Annotated in this window: 14 protein-coding genes and 1 other RNA gene; 5 read left to right on the top strand and 10 right to left on the bottom strand. The window is 65.4% G+C overall.

The window, feature by feature from the left end; translation table 11 throughout:
* Window position 1: 1 nt before the first annotated feature.
* The 9 genes from mraY to rsmI form a co-directional block, all read right to left on the bottom strand.
* Window positions 2–1,084, bottom strand: coding sequence for a phospho-N-acetylmuramoyl-pentapeptide-transferase (gene mraY, locus ACZ899_RS14325; RefSeq protein ID WP_234562086.1), 1,083 nt, complete (start codon window positions 1,082–1,084; stop codon window positions 2–4).
* Complete coding sequence (locus ACZ899_RS14330; RefSeq protein ID WP_234562084.1) at window positions 1,084–2,451, bottom strand: UDP-N-acetylmuramoyl-tripeptide--D-alanyl-D-alanine ligase; 1,368 nt, start codon at window positions 2,449–2,451, stop codon at window positions 1,084–1,086. Before ACZ899_RS14330 ends, mraY begins: the two co-directional genes overlap by 1 nt.
* Window positions 2,444–3,907 carry a UDP-N-acetylmuramoyl-L-alanyl-D-glutamate--2,6-diaminopimelate ligase gene (locus ACZ899_RS14335; RefSeq protein WP_234562082.1) on the bottom strand — a complete coding sequence of 488 codons (1,464 nt, stop codon included), beginning with the start codon at window positions 3,905–3,907 and terminating at the stop codon, window positions 2,444–2,446. The genes ACZ899_RS14330 and ACZ899_RS14335 overlap by 8 nt, the downstream gene beginning before the upstream one ends.
* Window positions 3,907–5,634, bottom strand: coding sequence for a peptidoglycan D,D-transpeptidase FtsI family protein (locus ACZ899_RS14340; RefSeq protein WP_234562093.1), 1,728 nt, complete (start codon window positions 5,632–5,634; stop codon window positions 3,907–3,909). The genes ACZ899_RS14335 and ACZ899_RS14340 overlap by 1 nt, the downstream gene beginning before the upstream one ends.
* Window positions 5,634–5,927 (bottom strand): cell division protein FtsL, encoded by a 294-nt coding sequence (gene ftsL, locus ACZ899_RS14345; protein ID WP_028689746.1) that lies wholly within the window; start codon window positions 5,925–5,927, stop codon window positions 5,634–5,636. The genes ACZ899_RS14340 and ftsL overlap by 1 nt, the downstream gene beginning before the upstream one ends.
* Window positions 5,924–6,871: a 16S rRNA (cytosine(1402)-N(4))-methyltransferase RsmH gene (gene rsmH, locus ACZ899_RS14350; protein WP_442800003.1), complete on the bottom strand. Its 948-nt coding sequence runs from the start codon at window positions 6,869–6,871 to the stop codon at window positions 5,924–5,926. Before rsmH ends, ftsL begins: the two co-directional genes overlap by 4 nt.
* Window positions 6,868–7,323: a division/cell wall cluster transcriptional repressor MraZ gene (gene mraZ, locus ACZ899_RS14355; RefSeq protein ID WP_011535546.1), complete on the bottom strand. Its 456-nt coding sequence runs from the start codon at window positions 7,321–7,323 to the stop codon at window positions 6,868–6,870. The genes rsmH and mraZ overlap by 4 nt, the downstream gene beginning before the upstream one ends.
* A 309-nt stretch (window positions 7,324–7,632) precedes the next feature.
* Window positions 7,633–7,992: RNase P RNA component class A (rnpB, locus tag ACZ899_RS14360), an RNA gene on the bottom strand.
* A 67-nt stretch (window positions 7,993–8,059) separates the two neighbouring features.
* Complete coding sequence (rsmI, locus tag ACZ899_RS14365; RefSeq protein ID WP_326491855.1) at window positions 8,060–8,935, bottom strand: 16S rRNA (cytidine(1402)-2'-O)-methyltransferase; 876 nt, start codon at window positions 8,933–8,935, stop codon at window positions 8,060–8,062.
* A 189-nt stretch (window positions 8,936–9,124) separates the two neighbouring features.
* Here rsmI and ACZ899_RS14370 point away from each other — a divergent pair, with 189 nt between their 5' ends.
* From ACZ899_RS14370 to ACZ899_RS14390, 5 genes are all read left to right on the top strand, one after another.
* Complete coding sequence (locus tag ACZ899_RS14370) at window positions 9,125–10,942, top strand: penicillin-binding protein activator (protein ID WP_234562080.1); 1,818 nt, start codon at window positions 9,125–9,127, stop codon at window positions 10,940–10,942.
* Entirely contained in the window at window positions 10,942–11,313 is a 372-nt protein-coding gene (locus ACZ899_RS14375; protein ID WP_234562078.1) for a YraN family protein, read from the top strand. The genes ACZ899_RS14370 and ACZ899_RS14375 overlap by 1 nt, the downstream gene beginning before the upstream one ends.
* A gap of 87 nt (window positions 11,314–11,400) precedes the next feature.
* Window positions 11,401–11,994 carry a phosphoheptose isomerase gene (locus ACZ899_RS14380; RefSeq protein ID WP_198744430.1) on the top strand — a complete coding sequence of 198 codons (594 nt, stop codon included), beginning with the start codon at window positions 11,401–11,403 and terminating at the stop codon, window positions 11,992–11,994.
* On the top strand, window positions 11,991–12,569 hold the full coding sequence (locus tag ACZ899_RS14385; RefSeq protein ID WP_050703839.1) for a BON domain-containing protein: 579 nt from the start codon (window positions 11,991–11,993) through the stop codon (window positions 12,567–12,569). Before ACZ899_RS14380 ends, ACZ899_RS14385 begins: the two co-directional genes overlap by 4 nt.
* Before the next feature lie 58 nt (window positions 12,570–12,627).
* Window positions 12,628–12,846 (top strand): YgdI/YgdR family lipoprotein, encoded by a 219-nt coding sequence (locus tag ACZ899_RS14390; protein ID WP_028689754.1) that lies wholly within the window; start codon window positions 12,628–12,630, stop codon window positions 12,844–12,846.
* Window positions 12,847–12,920: 74 nt separating this feature from the next.
* On the opposite strand, the gene ACZ899_RS14395 is transcribed toward ACZ899_RS14390, so the two are convergent.
* Window positions 12,921–15,917 carry an autotransporter domain-containing protein gene (locus ACZ899_RS14395; protein WP_234562088.1) on the bottom strand — a complete coding sequence of 999 codons (2,997 nt, stop codon included), beginning with the start codon at window positions 15,915–15,917 and terminating at the stop codon, window positions 12,921–12,923.
* Between the last annotated feature and the right edge of the window lie 156 nt (window positions 15,918–16,073).

A 16,073-nucleotide genomic window follows, 5' to 3' on the forward strand; every position in this document is an offset into this window, starting at 1 on the left:
GTTACCTCAGTTTCAGGGTGGCAAGGCCAATCAGCACCAGAATCACGGTGATGATCCAGAAGCGGACGATCACCCGTGGCTCGGGCCAACCCTTGAGTTCAAAGTGGTGATGGATCGGCGCCATGCGGAACACGCGCTTGCCGGTGAGCTTGAACGAAGCCACCTGGATGACCACCGACAGGGTTTCCATCACGAACACGCCGCCCATGATGAACAGGACGATCTCCTGGCGGACGATCACCGCGATGGTCCCCAGGGCCGCGCCCAGCGCCAGTGCGCCGACGTCGCCCATGAACACCTGGGCCGGGTAGGTGTTGAACCACAGGAAGCCCAGGCCGGCGCCGATCAGCGCGCCGCAGAACACGATCAGTTCGCCCGCGCCAGGCACGTACGGGATCAGCAGGTATTCGGCGAACTTCACGTTGCCCGACAGGTAGCAGAAGATGCCCAGGGCACCGCCAACCATCACCGTCGGCATGATCGCCAGGCCATCGAGGCCGTCGGTCAGGTTGACCGCGTTGCTCGAGCCGACGATGACGAAATACGTCAGCACGATGAACCCGGCGCCCAGCGGAATCGCCAGGTCCTTGAGCATCGGAATGATCAGCGTGGTCTCGACGCTGGTCGGCGCGGTCTTGTACAGGAAGATCGCCGCGGCCAGGCCGAACACCGACTGCCAGAAATATTTCCAGCGGCTCGGCAGGCCGCGGGAGTTCTTCTCGATCACCTTGCGGTAGTCATCGACCCAGCCGATGGCGCCGAACGCCAGGGTGACAATCAAGACCACCCATACGTAGCGATTGGTCAGGTCGGCCCACAGCAGGGTGCTGATGGCAATGGCCGACAGGATCAGCGCGCCACCCATGGTCGGGGTGCCGGATTTGGACAGGTGCGATTGCGGGCCGTCGTTGCGCACGGCCTGACCGATCTGGCGGATCTGCAGGGTACGGATCATCCACGGGCCCAAGCACAGGGCCAGGGACAACGCGGTCAGCACACCCAGGATCCCGCGCAGGGTCAGGTACTGGAAGACCGCGAAGCCCTTGTGGAACTGTTGCAGATACTCAGCCAACAGCAGCAGCATTAATGTTTCTCCCCGCTGGCACCACACAGTGCGGCCACGACGTTTTCCATCGCAGCGCTGCGCGAGCCCTTGATCAAGATAGTGGTGTCGCTGGCATTCTCGGTGCCAACGGCAGCGATAAGCTCAGCTTGAGTAGCGAAATGGCGGGCATTGGCGCCGAACGCCTTGACCGCATGAGCCATGTTGGCACCCACCGCGTACAGCGCGTCGACCTTGCCGCGTGCGTAGTCACCCACCTGGCGGTGACCTTCCTCGGCCCATTGTCCCAGTTCGCCGATATCCCCGAGCACCAGGACGGTGCGTCCGGAAAAGCCGGCGAGTATATCAATGGCGGCGCACATCGAGGTGGGATTTGCGTTGTAGCTGTCGTCGATGACCCGCACGCCGTTCGGCGCGATCTGCGCCACGGTGCGGCCCTTGACCGGTTGCACGGCGTTCAGACCGGCGGCGATGCCGCTCAGGCTCAGACCGACGGCATGGGCGGCGGCGGCAGCGGCCAGGGCGTTGCTGACGTTGTGGGTGCCGAGCAGGTTCAACTGCACCGGGACGCTGCCAGTCGGGCCGTGCAGGGTGAACGACGGGCAGCCACGAGCGTCGCGCCCGATATCACTGGCGTGGAAGTCCGCCTGCGGATTGTCCAGGGCGAAACTGAAGATGCGGTGAGCGCCTGCCCGCTTGCGCCAGATCTCGAACGCCTTGTCGGCCAGGTTGAGGATGGCCGTGCCGCCCTCGCCCAGGCCTTCGAGGATTTCGCCCTTGGCCTCGACGATCTTCTCCGGGCCACCGAACTCACCGACATGGGCGGTACCGGCGTTATTGATGATGACCACTTGCGGCTGGGTCAGGCCAACGGTGTAGCGAATCTCGCCAATGCGCGAGGCGCCCAGCTCGATCACCGCGGCGCTGTGCTCCGGAGCGATCTCCAGCAGGGTCAAAGGTGCGCCGAGGTCGTTGTTCAGGTTGCCACGGGTGGCATGCACCGGCCCGCGGGTGCGCAGGATCGCGGCGAGCATTTCCTTGACCGTGGTCTTGCCGCTGGAGCCGGTGATGGCCACCACCGGCTTGTCGAAGGCGGCACGGTTCAGGGCGCCGAGCTGGCCAAGGGCGATACGGCAATCGGCGACCAGCAGCTGTGGCAGGTCGACATCGCTGACTTCACGCTCGACCAGCGCGGCGACGGCGCCTTTGGCTTTCACGTCGGCCAGATAGTCGTGGCCATCGAAGCGCGGCCCGGTCAGGGCGACGAACAGCTGGCCGGCACCGACGGTGCGGCTGTCGATGCTCACTCCGCTGAAGCTGGCGTCGGCCCCTGCCAGGCGCGCACCCAGGGCACCGGTCAGCTGGCTGAGAATCATCGGCTTAAGCATGTGGCGCCTCCCAGGCTGCAAGTGCCTTGTCGGCTTCGACCAGGTCGGAGAAGTCATGGCGTTCGCCGTTGATCTCCTGGTAATCCTCGTGTCCCTTGCCTGCCAAGACGATCACGTCGTCGGCACTGGCACTGGCGATCAGTTGGGCAATGGCCGCGCCACGGCCAGCGACGAACGCGACGACCGCGGGCTTGGCGAAACCAGGGCGAATATCGTCGAAGATCCGCAGGGGGTCTTCGCTACGCGGATTGTCGTCGGTGACCAGCACACGGTCGGCCAGGCGCTCGGCCACTTCAGCCATCAGCGGACGCTTGCCGGCGTCACGATCGCCACCACAGCCGAACAGGCACAGCAGCTTGCCGTGAGCGTGCGGACGCAAGGCTTCGAGTACTTTCTCCAGAGCATCCGGGGTGTGGGCGTAATCGACCACCACCAACGGCTTGTCACCGCCACCCAGGCGCTGCATGCGGCCGACCGGCCCGTGCAGTTGCGGGGTGACCTTGAGAATTTCATCCAGCGGGTAATCCAGCGCCATCAGCGTGGCTACCGCCGCCAGCATATTGCTCAGATTGAAACGCCCCAGCAGGCGGCTGCGCAGGACATGCTCGCCCTGTGGGGTGACGATCACGGCACGCACGCCATCATCGTTGAAGGCAGACTCTTTGCAGAACAGCGTCGCCGCCGAATCCTGCAGGCTGTAGCTGATCAGGCGCGATGTGGCTGGAGCATCTGCCAGGCGACGCCCAAAGTCATCATCCAGGTTGACCACCCGGGCGCGCAGGCTTGGCCAGGCGAACAGCTTGGCCTTGGCGGCCTCGTAGGCCTCCATGCTGCCGTGGTAGTCCAGGTGGTCGCGGGACAGGTTGGTCATCACCGCGATATCGAAGTCCAGCGCGGCCACCCGACCCTGTTCGAGGGCATGGGAGGAAACCTCCATGGCCACGGCCTTGGCGCCGCCCTTTTTCAGGTCGTTCAAGGTCGATTGCACGGCAATCGGGTCCGGCGTGGTCAGGCGGCCACTCTGCAGCTCGCCATAGAAGCCAGTGCCAAGCGTGCCGATCAGGCCACAACGCCGGCCAAGGGCATCAAGCGCCTGGCCCAGCAGCTGGGTCACGCTGGTCTTGCCGTTGGTGCCGGTTACGCCGACCAGGTCAAGCTGACGACTCGGCTCGCCATAGAAGCGCCCGGCAATCTGCGACAACTGGCCGATCAGGCCCTTGACCGGAATCAGCGGCACATCGGTGAGCGGCAACACGCTGGCGCCCTGCTCTTCATAGGCCACAGCGGCAGCGCCACGGGCCAGGGCATCGGCGATGTGCGCGCGACCATCGACCTTGGCCCCCGGCACGGCCAGGAACAGGTCGCCCGGACGCACGGCGCGGCTGTCCAAGGTCAGCTCGCGGATCAACGGATCGCGGCTGGCATGGGCAAACAGTTTGCTCAATGGCATCGTCATCAACCTCGCCCTCCCTTGGCGGGTACTGCGCTGGCTTGCTGCGTCGAGGGCGGCAGGTTGTCCGGCGGTACATTCATCAGGCGCAGGGTGCCCGACATTACTTTGCTGAATACGGGGGCCGAGACCAGGCCGCCGAAGTAGCCGCCCTTGCTCGGCTCGTCGATGACCACGACGATGGCGTAGCGCGGGTCGCTCATCGGGCCGAAGCCAGCGAACAGCGAGCGATAGGCGTTCTCGGTGTAGCCCTTGGAGCCGACGGTGGCCTTGCGCGCGGTACCCGACTTGCCCCCCACGTGGTAGAACGGCACCTGGGCGCGGAATACCCCGCGCGGCGCCTCGATCACCTGCTGCAGCATGGCCTGCACGGTTTCGGCGGTTTCCTTGGGGATCGCCTGCACGGCTTCCGGCGCCTTGTCGACCTTGAGGATCGACAGCGGCACCATCTTGCCGTCGTTGGCCAGCGCGGCGTAGGCATGCACCAGTTGCAGGGCGGTCACCGACACGCCGTAGCCGTACGACAGGGTGGCGGTCTCGGCCTTGCGCCACTCGCGGTGGTTGGGCAGGTTGCCGACGCGCTCGCCAGGGAAGCCCAGGCCGGTGTACTGGCCCAGGCCGACCTGGGACATCACCCGGTAGATGGCCTCGCCGCCGATATCGAAGGCGATCTTGCTCATGCCGACGTTGGAGGAGTTGATCAGGATGCCGGTCAGGTCGAGGATCGGCCCCTCGCTCCTGGACACGTCCTTGATGGTATAGCGGCCGATCTGCAGGCTGCCCGGATACACCTCGACCTTGTCGGTGGGCTTCCAGCGGCCACTTTGCAGCGCGGCGCTCATGGTGATCGGCTTGACCGTCGAGCCCGGCTCGAAGACGTCGATGATCGCCCGGTTGCGCATGGCCGCCGGGAACATGCTGCGGCGGTTGTTCGGGTTGTAGGTCGGCTGGTTGACCATGGCCAGGACCTCGCCGGTCTTGACGTCCATGATCACCAGGCTGCCGGCCTTGGCTTCCTGCTCGGCGATGGCGTTGCGCAGCTCGCGGGTGGCCAGGTATTGCAGGCGCAGGTCTATCGACAACGCCAAGGTCTTGCCGGCCTTGGCGTTCTTGGTTACCTGGATGTCCTTGATCAGCCGGCCGCGCCGGTCCTTGATCACCTGCCGCTTGCCGGGCACTCCGGCGAGCCATTCGTCATAGGCCAGCTCGACGCCTTCACGACCATGGTCGTCCAGGTCGGTGAAGCCGACCATGTGCGCGGTGACATCGCCGGCCGGATAGAAGCGGCGGAACTCTTCCAGGCCGTAGACACCCGGCACCTTCAGGTCGAGCACGTGCTGGCCCTGCTCCGGGGTCAGGCCGCGGACCAGGTAGATGAATTCCTTGCTGGCCTGCTGGGTGAGGCGCTCGGTCAGCTGCTGTGGGTTCTGCCCCAACGCGGCGGCCAGCTGCGGCCAGCGCTCCTTGGCCGCCTGCATTTCCTTGGGGTTGGCCCACAGGGTGGTGACCGGGGTACTGACGGCCAGCGGCTCGCCATTGCGGTCGGTGATCAGGCCACGGTGCGCGGGAATGGGGATATGGCGCAGGCTGCGGGCGTCGCCCTGGCCCTTGAGGAAGTCACGGTCGACCACCTGCAGGTCGATGATGCGCCAGCAGATGGCACCGACCATCAGCGCCAGCAAGCCGATCACCACCCTGAACCGCCAGGGGTAGAGTGCGCCCTCGAGCTTCATCATGGCGCCACCATCCGCACTTCGTCAGCGGCGGGCACGCGCATCTTGAGCTGCTCGGAGGCCAGGCTCTCGATACGGCTGGACGCGGTCCAGGTGCTTTGCTCGAGGATCAGCCGACCCCACTCGGCCTGGGCCTTGTCGCGCTCGCTCAACTCGCCATACAGGGTGTTGAGCAACTGGCGGTTCCAGTGGGCGCTGTAGGAGACGGCAATGGCCGAAATCAGGACGGCGACGAACAGCAGAAGCATCAGGAAGCTTCCGCCTGGCAAAGGTTTGGCAAACAGCCGGCTCACCGCAACTTCTCCGCCACCCGCATCACGGCGCTGCGCGATCGCGGGTTGGCCTTGAGCTCGGCTTCGGAGGCGAACTGCGCCTTGCCGATGAGCTTGATCTTCGGCTCGAAGGTCTTGTGCTGCACCGGCAGGTTGCGCGGCAGGTTGTCCGCCTCGCCCTTGACCAGCTTACGCATGAACAGTTTGACGATACGGTCTTCCAGCGAGTGGAAGCTGATCACCGCCAGGCGGCCGCCCACTTCAAGGGCATCGAGCGCGGCTTCAAGGCCCGCCTCGAGGTCACCCAGTTCGTTGTTGACGTGAATGCGCAGGCCCTGGAAGGCGCGGGTCGCCGGATTCTTGCCCTTTTCCCAGGCCGGGTTGGCGACCTTGAGCACTTCGGCCAGGTCGGCGGTACGGGTGAACGGCTGCTTCTCGCGACGCTCGACCACGGCACGCGCCATGCGCCCGGCGAAACGCTCCTCGCCATACTCCTTGAACACGCGGGCGATTTCCTCGACCGGCGCGGTGGCGATGAACTCGGCGGCGCTGATGCCCTGGTTCGGGTTCATGCGCATGTCCAACGGGCCGTCGTTGAGGAAACTGAAGCCACGCTCGGGGTCATCGAGCTGCGGCGATGACACGCCCAGGTCAAGCAGGATGCCGCTGACCTTGCCTGCCAGGCCGCGCTCGGCCACCTCGGCGCCCAGCTCGGCAAAGCTGCGCTGCACAATGACAAAGCGGCCGTCTTCGGCCGCCAGCGCTTGCCCGGTGGCAATCGCCTGTGGATCCTTGTCGAACCCCAGCAGCCGCCCTTGCGGCCCAATCTTGCTGAGGATCAGCCGACTGTGGCCGCCGCGCCCGAAGGTACCATCCAGATAGCAACCGTCGGCGCGCAGGGCCAAGGCCTCGACGGCTTCGTCGAGGAGGACGGTGATGTGGTTGAAGCCGCTATCTATGGTCACAGGATCAGGTCACGCAAATCATCGGGCATGGCGCCCGGTTGTTGAATAGCTGCAAGGTCGGCTGCCGAAACCGCGTTCCAGGCATCCTCATCCCACAGCTGGAATTTGTTCAGCTGCCCCACCAGCATCGCCTTCTTGTCCAGCTTGGCGTACTCACGCAGGCGCGGCGGCACCAGGAAACGCCCGCTGCCATCGAGCTCCAGGTCAACCGCGTTACCGATCAGCAAACGCTGCAGGCGACGGTTTTCCTCGCGCAACGACGGCAAGGCGCGCAACTTGGCTTCTATCTGTTCCCACTCATCGAGGGGATAAACACACAAGCAGGGGTCAACGGCGTCGATGGTCACGATCAGTTGACCATTGCAACGCGAATCGAGCTCGTCACGGTACCGGCTCGGCATGGCGAGACGGCCCTTGGCATCGAGGCTGACGGCGTTGGCTCCGCGGAACACGGCTGCGATTCCCCACAATGTTAGCTTTTTTGTGTCAGAAAACCCACTTCATCCCACTTTCTGCCACTTGCGCACACTATAGGAATCCGCCCGCCACACCGTCAAGGCACGTTCATAAGGAAATCCCTTACAGGACGGCGATTTAGCTCAACAAAGGAAGGTGGAAGGATTGCCGGAGAAGAAAACTGACGGGAAAAATCAAACACACTCAAGCGGATAGAGTGCGAAGTTAAAGTGATTTATTAAGAGTAAGAATTTTTCGGTATTACCAGGACGCTTCTGCTATCGATTCAAGCAGGGAGGGAAGAGGTGGAGAGTCGATCTGTAAGCCGGGTTTTGTCGAGGACAGTCATTCCTCTACGACGGCCATCACTGGACGCCTCTAGCAACCTACCCGGTTCCGACGCGGGCCACGCCGTATGGAACCCTATTTGGTCTTGCTCCGAGTGGGGTTTACCTAGCCACGAACTGTTGCCAGTCGCGCGGTGCGCTCTTACCGCACCTTTTCACCCTTACCGGCGCCGAAGCGCTTAGGCGGTTGTTTTCTGTGGCACTTTCCGTAGGCTCGCGCCTCCCAGGCGTTACCTGGCACTCTGCCCTATGGAGCCCGGACTTTCCTCCCCCGCCTCTTGCGGAACAAAAGACGGCAGCGACTGTCCGATCGACTCTCCGCCGACAAGGTTACCGGGAGGCGCGCTCAAGAACAAGCGATGTGACAAATAATGCCATTACGCCATTAGTGGGATTTCTGTTTCTCCAGCGCCAGCTGATAGAGCAGGTTCTTGCGCACCCCCGTGATCTCGGCCGCCAGCGCAGCAGCCTTTTTCAACGGCAGCTCGGCCAGCAGCAAGTCCAGAACGCGCTGCGTTTCACTGCTGATCGCCTGCTCGCCCTCCGGCGCACTCCAGCCGGCCACCAGCACCACGCACTCACCACGTTGCTGGTTGCTGTCGTCCTGCACGAACGCGCGCAGCTCGGCCAGGGGCAGCCCCTTCAGGGTCTCGAAGGTCTTGGTGATCTCGCGGGCCAATAGCGCCGGACGCTCGCCGCCGAACACCGCCTCCATGTCTTGCAGGCATTCGAGGATGCGATGCGGCGCCTCATAGAAGATCAGCGTGCGCGGCTCTTCCCTGACCTGCTCCAGGCGCGCCTTGCGCCCGGCGGCCTTGGCCGGCAGGAACCCCTCGAAGATGAAGCGGTCCGACGGCAGCCCCGCCGCCGACAGCGCGGCGATCAGCGCGCAGGCGCCGGGCACCGGCACCACCTGCACCCCGGCGGCACGCGCCTGGCGCACCAGGTGATAACCCGGGTCGGAAATCAGCGGGGTGCCGGCATCGGACACCAGCGCCACATCGTCGCCGGCCAGCAGGCGTGTGATGAAACGCCCGCCTTCGTCGCGCTCGTTGTGCTCATGGCAGGCCGCCAGCGGCGTGTCGATGCCGAAATGCTGCAGCAGGCGCACCGAGTGACGGGTGTCCTCGGCGGCGATCAGGCCCACGTCGGCCAGCACCTTCAGCGCCCGGGCGCTCATGTCGTCGAGGTTGCCGATGGGCGTGGCGACGACGTAAAGCTTGCCCAACGTGGATTTCGAAACCCCTGCAACATCAGTCACTGCGCACACCTGCTTTCCGGATCAAAGGTCGTCATTGTAGCCCGAGCGCCGGTAACAGGGCGCAAAGAACTTCACCCCCGGTACACCCGGCGGCCACCTATAGTGAAGGATCAGTGTCGACGAGATCGCGCCCCGCCCCCCGCTTGGGTACAATTGCCGGCCAACTTGATCGAGTAACAGGACCTTTACATGATCGCTTGTCTGCGGCTGCTCACAGCCCTCTGCCTCGCTGCCCTGCTGGCAGCCTGCGCCAGCTCGCCCTCATCCAGCCTGGGCGAACTGCCGCGCACCCCGGACGCCAGCATCGAGCAACTGCTCGAGAAGGCGGCCTCCAGCAAGTCCGCCGAGGACGCGGCCCTGCTGCGCCTGAGCGCCGCGGACCTGGCATACAAGCAGAAGGACTTCCCGCGCGCGGCCCGGATCCTCGAGCAGGTCCCGCTGGAACCGCTCAAGCCCGCCCAGCAGGTGTTCGCCTCGACCCTGGCTGCGGAACTGGCCATGAGCCGCAACCAGCCCAAGGCCGCCCTGACCGCCCTCGGCCACCCGAGCCTGCAGCGCGTCGGCGAACTGCCGGCCGAGCAGCAGGCTCGCACCTACAGCGTCCACGCCGCCGCCCTCGAAGCCGACGGCCAGGCCCTGGCCGCGGCCCAGCAGCGCGTACTGCTGGCGCCGCTGCTCAGCGAGCAGGCCGCCGCCGCCAACAACGACGCGACCTGGGCCCTGGTCGCCTCGCTGCCCGCAGAGCAACTGCAGCAGCCCGCCGCCAACGAGACCCTGGCCGGCTGGACCAGCCTGGCCCTCGCCGTGAAGCGCGCCGGCACCCTGGAACAGCAACAGGCCGCCATCGACAGCTGGCGCCAGCAGCACCCCGAGCACCCGGCGGCCAGGCAACTGCCGACCGCCTTGGTCAAGCTCAAGGAGCTGGCGAGCCAGCCACTGACCAAGATCGCCCTGCTGCTGCCCCAGGAAGGCCCGCTGGCCGGTGTCGCCCGCGCCCTGCGCGACGGCTTCATGGCCGCCCACTTCCAGGCCCAGCAAGGTGGCCAGCCGGCCCCGGCGGTGCAGGTGTTCGACAGCTCGCGCATCACCTCGCTCGATGACTTCTACCGCCAGGCCCAGGCCGCCGGCGTGCAACTGGTGGTCGGCCCGCTGGAAAAACCGCTGGTCAAGAAACTCGCCGCCTACCCGCAACTGCCCATCACCACCCTGGCCCTGAACTACGCCGACGCCGGCCAGAAAGCCCCGCCGCAACTGTTCCAGTTCGGCCTGGCCGCCGAGGACGAAGCCCGCGAAGTCGCCCGCCGCGCCCGCGCCGACGGCATGGTCCGCGCCGTGGCCCTGGTGCCGAGCGGTGAATGGGGCGACCGCGTGCTCGCCGCCTTCCGCCAGGACTGGGAAGGCAATGGCGGCACCCTGATCAGCGCCCAGCGCATCGCCCAGCCGGTCGCCCTCGCCCAGCAGATCGCCGACCTGTTCCAGCTGCGCCAGAGCGAAGGCCGCGCCAAGAGCCTGCAGAGCACCGTCGGCGGCAACATCGCCGCCCAGCCTTCGCGTCGCCAGGACATCGATTTCATCTTCCTCGCCTCGACGCCGCAGCAGGCCCAGCAGATCAAGCCGACGCTGAACTTCCAGTACGCCGGCGACGTGCCGGTCTACGCCACCTCCAACCTGTACAGCGCCAGCGGCGACGTCAACCAGTACAACGACATGAACGGCATCCGCTTCTGCGAAACGCCGTGGCTGCTGGACAGCAGCAACAGCCTGCGCCAGCAGGTCGTGCAGCAGTGGCCGCAGGCCGCCGGCAGCCTCGGCCGCCTGTACGCCATGGGCGTCGACGCCTACAGCCTGGCACCGCGCCTGGGCCAGCTCAAGGCACTGCCGGACAACCGCGTCGAAGGCCTGTCGGGCAGCCTGAGCATGAATGCCAACCAGCGCGTCGAACGCCAGCTGCCGTGGGCCGAGTTCGCCGGCGGCCAGGTCAAGCGCCTGCCGGACACGCCGCGCTGATGCCTGGCGCATCGCCCAGCCATGCCGGCCAGGCCGCCGAGGACCATGCCCTTGAGTACCTTCAAGGGCAAGGCCTGCGGCTGCTGGCGCGCAACTGGCGATGCAAGCGGGGCGAGCTCGATCTGGTCATGCTCGATGCCGATACAGTAGTATTCGTCGAAGTCCGCTACCGGTTGCATGCGGAGTTCGGCGGAGCGCTCGCCAGTATCGATGGGCGCAAGCAGCAGCGACTGGCGCTGGCCGCCAACCTCTTCCTGCAGCAAACGCCCCACTGGGCCACCCACCCCTGCCGTTTCGACGTAGTCGCCCTGCAGGGCCAGGGGCATGCGGGGCAACCGCTTCATTGGCTGAAAAACGCCTTCGAATGCTGAACCCAATTCGATTTTCTAGCTCTATGTTTCGCGGGCTGGTCACTGTTGCGCGTAGCAAAGGCCACCGCCCCTCTTAAGGTCACCCAGATGGACATGCAATCCCGAATCCGCCGACTGTTCCAGAACAGCATCGACACCAAGCAACAGGCAATGGACATCCTGGCACCCTACATCGAGCAGGCCAGCCTGGTCATGGTCAACACCCTGCTCAACGACGGCAAGATGCTCGCCTGCGGCAACGGCGGCTCGGCCGGTGATGCCCAGCATTTCTCTTCGGAGCTGCTCAACCGCTTCGAGCGCGAGCGCCCGAGCCTGCCGGCCATCGCCCTGACCACCGACAGCTCCACGCTCACCTCGATCGCCAACGACTACAGCTACAACGAAATCTTCTCCAAGCAGATCCGCGCCCTGGGCCAGCCCGGCGACGTTCTGCTGGCGATCTCCACCAGCGGCAACTCGGCCAACGTGATCCAGGCGATCCAGGCCGCCCATGACCGCGAAATGATCGTCGTTGCCCTGACCGGGCGCGACGGCGGCGGCATGGCCTCGCTGCTGCTGCCCGAGGACGTGGAAATCCGCGTACCCTCGACCGTGACCGCACGCATCCAGGAAGTCCACCTGCTGGCGATCCACTGTCTGTGCGACCTGATCGACAGCCAACTGTTCGGGAGTGAAGAATGATCTCCAAGCGTCTCGGCCTGATGGCCCTAACCCTGTGCCTGGGTGTCTCCGGCTGCAGTTCCGTGCTGACCTCGACCCGCAACTCGCCGATCGAGGACGACCGCGGCACCCGCACCATCGGCAGCAAGATCGACGATTCGCTGATCGAGACCAAGGTCTCGGTCAACATCGCCAAGGCCAACCCTGAGCTGGACAAGGGCTCGCACATCGTCGTCAGCAGCTACAACGGCGTGGTGCTGCTCGCCGGCCAGACCCCGCGCGCCGACCTCAAGTCCCTTGCCGAGCAGACCGCCGGCCAGGTGCAGCGGGTCAAGAAGGTGCATAACGAGCTGCAAGTGATTCAGCCCTCTTCGATCCTGGCGCGCAACAACGACGCCTGGCTGACCACCAAGATCAAGACCCAGATGCTGACCGACGAAAGCGTTCCCAGCTCGCGCATCAAGGTGATCACCGAGAACGGTATTGTCTACCTGCTCGGCCTGGTCCGGCAGCAGGAGGCCAACGCCGCCACCAACGTGGTGCAGGGCGTGTCGGGCGTGCAGAAGATCGTCAAGTTGTTCGAATACATCGACTGACAACCCTTCGGCGAGCGTCATGACGCTCGCCTTTTCCCTCTGATCCAGGAAGTACCCCATGAAAAAGCTGCTGCTGCCCGCCCTGCTGATCGGCGCCTTCGCCACCCTGGCCGGCTGCTCCACCCCTAGCGTGATCACCCTCAACGATGGTCGCGAACTGCAGACTACCGACACTCCGCACTTCGACCGCAACTCCGGCTTCTACGAGTTCAAGCAACTGGACGGCAAGCCGACCCGCATCAACAAGGACCAGGTGCAGAGCATCAAGGACCTGTAATTGCGAAATGGCGGTTCAGCCAGGCCAAGCAAAACGCCCGATGCACAGCATCGGGCGTTTTGTTTTTCAGGGCCTCAGAACGCCCAGTCCAGGGTCAGGCCGACCCCGTGGCTCTTGTCGCGGCTACCCAGCAGTCCGTTGTAATCGAGGTTGACCCGGGCCTGACGCCCCAGGCTGATCCCCGCCCGTGCGCCGACCACCGCCGCATCACGGTCCAGAGACAGCGCCTGGACCTTGTAGGTATCGCCCTGACCGGCAAAGGCCAGGTGCTGGTCGGCCCCGGTGGAGCTCAGGTTGTGCTGCCAGCCCAGGGTCGCGGAAAGTTCCACCGCCTGGCCGCTGGACAACTGCAGCTGCTTGCCGGCGCGCATGCCCAGGGTCGAGAGCCAGGCATCGCGGTTATCCCGCCCGCCCTTGAGTGCTGCGGCGCCACCATGCTCCTTGAAGCTGTCGCTGGCGATATGCACATAGGCCAGGTTGGCGAACGGTTCCAGCGCCATGCCCGGCACCGCGACCTTCCAGGCGGCCTCGCCGAACACCTGGGTGCTCTGCGCATCGCGCTTGCTCTTCTGGCGATCACTGACCTCGTTGTATTGCAGCTCGCGCTTGGTCTCGATGCGGTGCCAGCTGTGGCTGCCGCCCAGGCTCAGGCGCACCTGCTCCAGTTCCTTGCCGGCATAGGCACCCAGGTGGTAGCTGTCGACGCTGGCCGAGGAATGACGACCATCGCCCATGCTCAGCGAGCTGTCGCTGTAGCCGGTGAAGACGCCGACGCGGGTGTCCTCGCTCATCTGTCCGTCAACCCCCAGCAGCATGCCGCCAATCGAACTGCTGTAGCGCGCATGTCCGGAATCACCGTCGGCCTTGCCCCAGGCTCCCAGGGCTTTGACCCACAGGCCGTTGCCCTGGCCGTCCGTGGCCGGAGCGGCAGCGACACCCTGCTGGCGAGTACGCTCGCCCACGGCGTCGCGCAATTGGCGACTGTCGTTGAGCAGCAGGTTGCCCACCGCCGGGTGGATTTCACCGGACAGCTGATCGAACGCCTGCCGGGCGCTGCCGGCATCGGCCGACAACAGCAGGCTCTCGTAGACCGGGTTGCCCGCACCGAGCCGATCGGCAGCCGCGGCCACCGAACGCTGGTTGGCGGTCAAGCCGACACTGGCGAAGCTGGCGCTACGTTGCACCGCCAGCTGCACCCCGGTGCCGGTATAGGCCAGGCCACCACCGAGGAACAGCAGGTTGGACTGCACAGCGGCAAAACCGCCCTGCACGCCGCCTGCGGCCTGCAGGATGTCGAACTGACGCCCCACCAGGCTGGTTGCCTGCTGGGACTGCAGCGAAACCCCGGGGTTCTGCAGATCCAGGGCCAGGTTCGCACCGTTTACCGAAACCGTGCCATCGCTGACCAGGCGGTCGCTGCCAGTAGCATCAACCTCCACGGCATAGGTCGAGCCCGGCTGGAAGGTCACGTCGGAGGCCACGCGCAAGGTGCCGATGGAGTTGCCCGGCGCCACCACGCCACCACGGTTGACCACCAGCGCACCGATCCGGCCATTGCCACCCAGCACGCCGCCGTCATTGACGGTCACCGTCGATTGCAGCGAGCCATTGACCGCCAGCCGCCCCTGGTTGACCAGGGTCGGCCCGGCATAGGAGTTGTTGCCGCTGAGCACCAGGGTACCGATACCCTGCTTGGTCAGGCCGCCATGGCCGGAGATATCGTTGCTCCACAGGTCCAGCACGCAGCTAAGGTCGTTGCAGCGTCGCTGGGTCGGCCTGCCGGCATCCACCACGGCGCCGACACCCGGCAGATCGACCACGAACTGGCTCGGGCCGTAGCCACCGGCGATGCGGAACTCCTCGGGGATGTCCTGCTCGGTGACCAACATGCCCGGACCGCGGATACCCTTGTCCAGGTTGATCATGCCCCAACCGTACAAGGCATCGATGCCGGGCGCGCCCATGTCGGTGGCGGTGGTGCGCAGCACGCTGGCGATCTGAGCGCCGCTCATGTAGGGGAAGCGCTCCATCAGCACCGCCGCCGCGCCAGCGGCATGGGGCGCGGCCATGGACGTGCCGTTCTTGTTGGCGTAGCCCTGGGTCAGGTCTTCCAGGCTGGTGCCACCGATCACCGCGCTGTAGATCCGGGTACCGGGAGCCGAGACGCAGAAGCTTGCGGTATAGCCGCAGCGAGAAGAGAACGTACTGACCAGATAGGGGTTTGCGCTGCTGGTGTCGGGGTTCTGCTGCAGCGCCGCGACGGTCAGCCAGTTGGGCGCGATCTCCGGGACAAAATAGCCCAGCCCGGCAATTGCATCGGGGTTGTTCAGGTTGTAGTCGTTGCCGGCGGCGAAGATAGTCAGGACTCCGCTGCGGGCTGCAGCGATGGCCCCGTCGTAGGCGCCGCCGGGCAAGGTGCCCAGCAGCGGCTGGATCTGCGCGAACTGTGCCCGGGCATCGTCCACGGTGAAATGCGGGAAGTCCGGATTGCGCCCGCCCTTGGCGAAGCGGTCGGTGATGCCGATGCCCCAGCTGTTGTTGATGATCCGCGCGCCGCTGGCCACCAGGCTGTCCCAGCCGGCCTTGTACACCGCGCCATCGTTGCCCAGGACGATGCCGTCCTCGGGACCGGGGTCGCCGTTGTCGGCACTGATGATCTGCGCATCATAGGCCACGCCGTGCATCGACTCGCCGTCACGGTTGCCGGCGGCGATCCCGCCGACATGGGTGCCGTGGGAGCCGAGCTTGCCGTCCGAGCCCACCGACGGGCTGCCGTCATAGCGGAACGCATCGCCGGCCTTCACCGGAATGTAGGGGTCGGTGTACTGGCGGATGCCGCTGGTGACCAGGGTCACGATCTTGTCCTTGCCGGCGAACTCGGGGTGCGGGGCGTATACCGGCTGGTCGAAGATCCCCAGCTTCACCCCCTTGCCGCTGTAGCCGGCGGCATAGGCGCTGTCGGCGTGGATTGCCCCCAGCCCCCAATCGGCCTTGAACTCGCTGCTGCGCCAGCTGCTGGCGTCACCCAGCCGGCCACTCTCCACATAGGGCGCGGCCTGGGCCGTACCCATCAGCGCCACCCAACCCACCAATGCCCGCCCCAGTGGGGCCAGGGCCCAGCCCTGCGCGAGTGCGCTGTCATCCTTTCTGACTTGCTTCACTACAACCTTCCTTAGTTTTGTTTTGGTTTAGTACCGCGTTGGTCACACTCCGTGTTGCAACGCCTG

The organism is Pseudomonas sp. TE31087 (assembly GCF_057284075.1).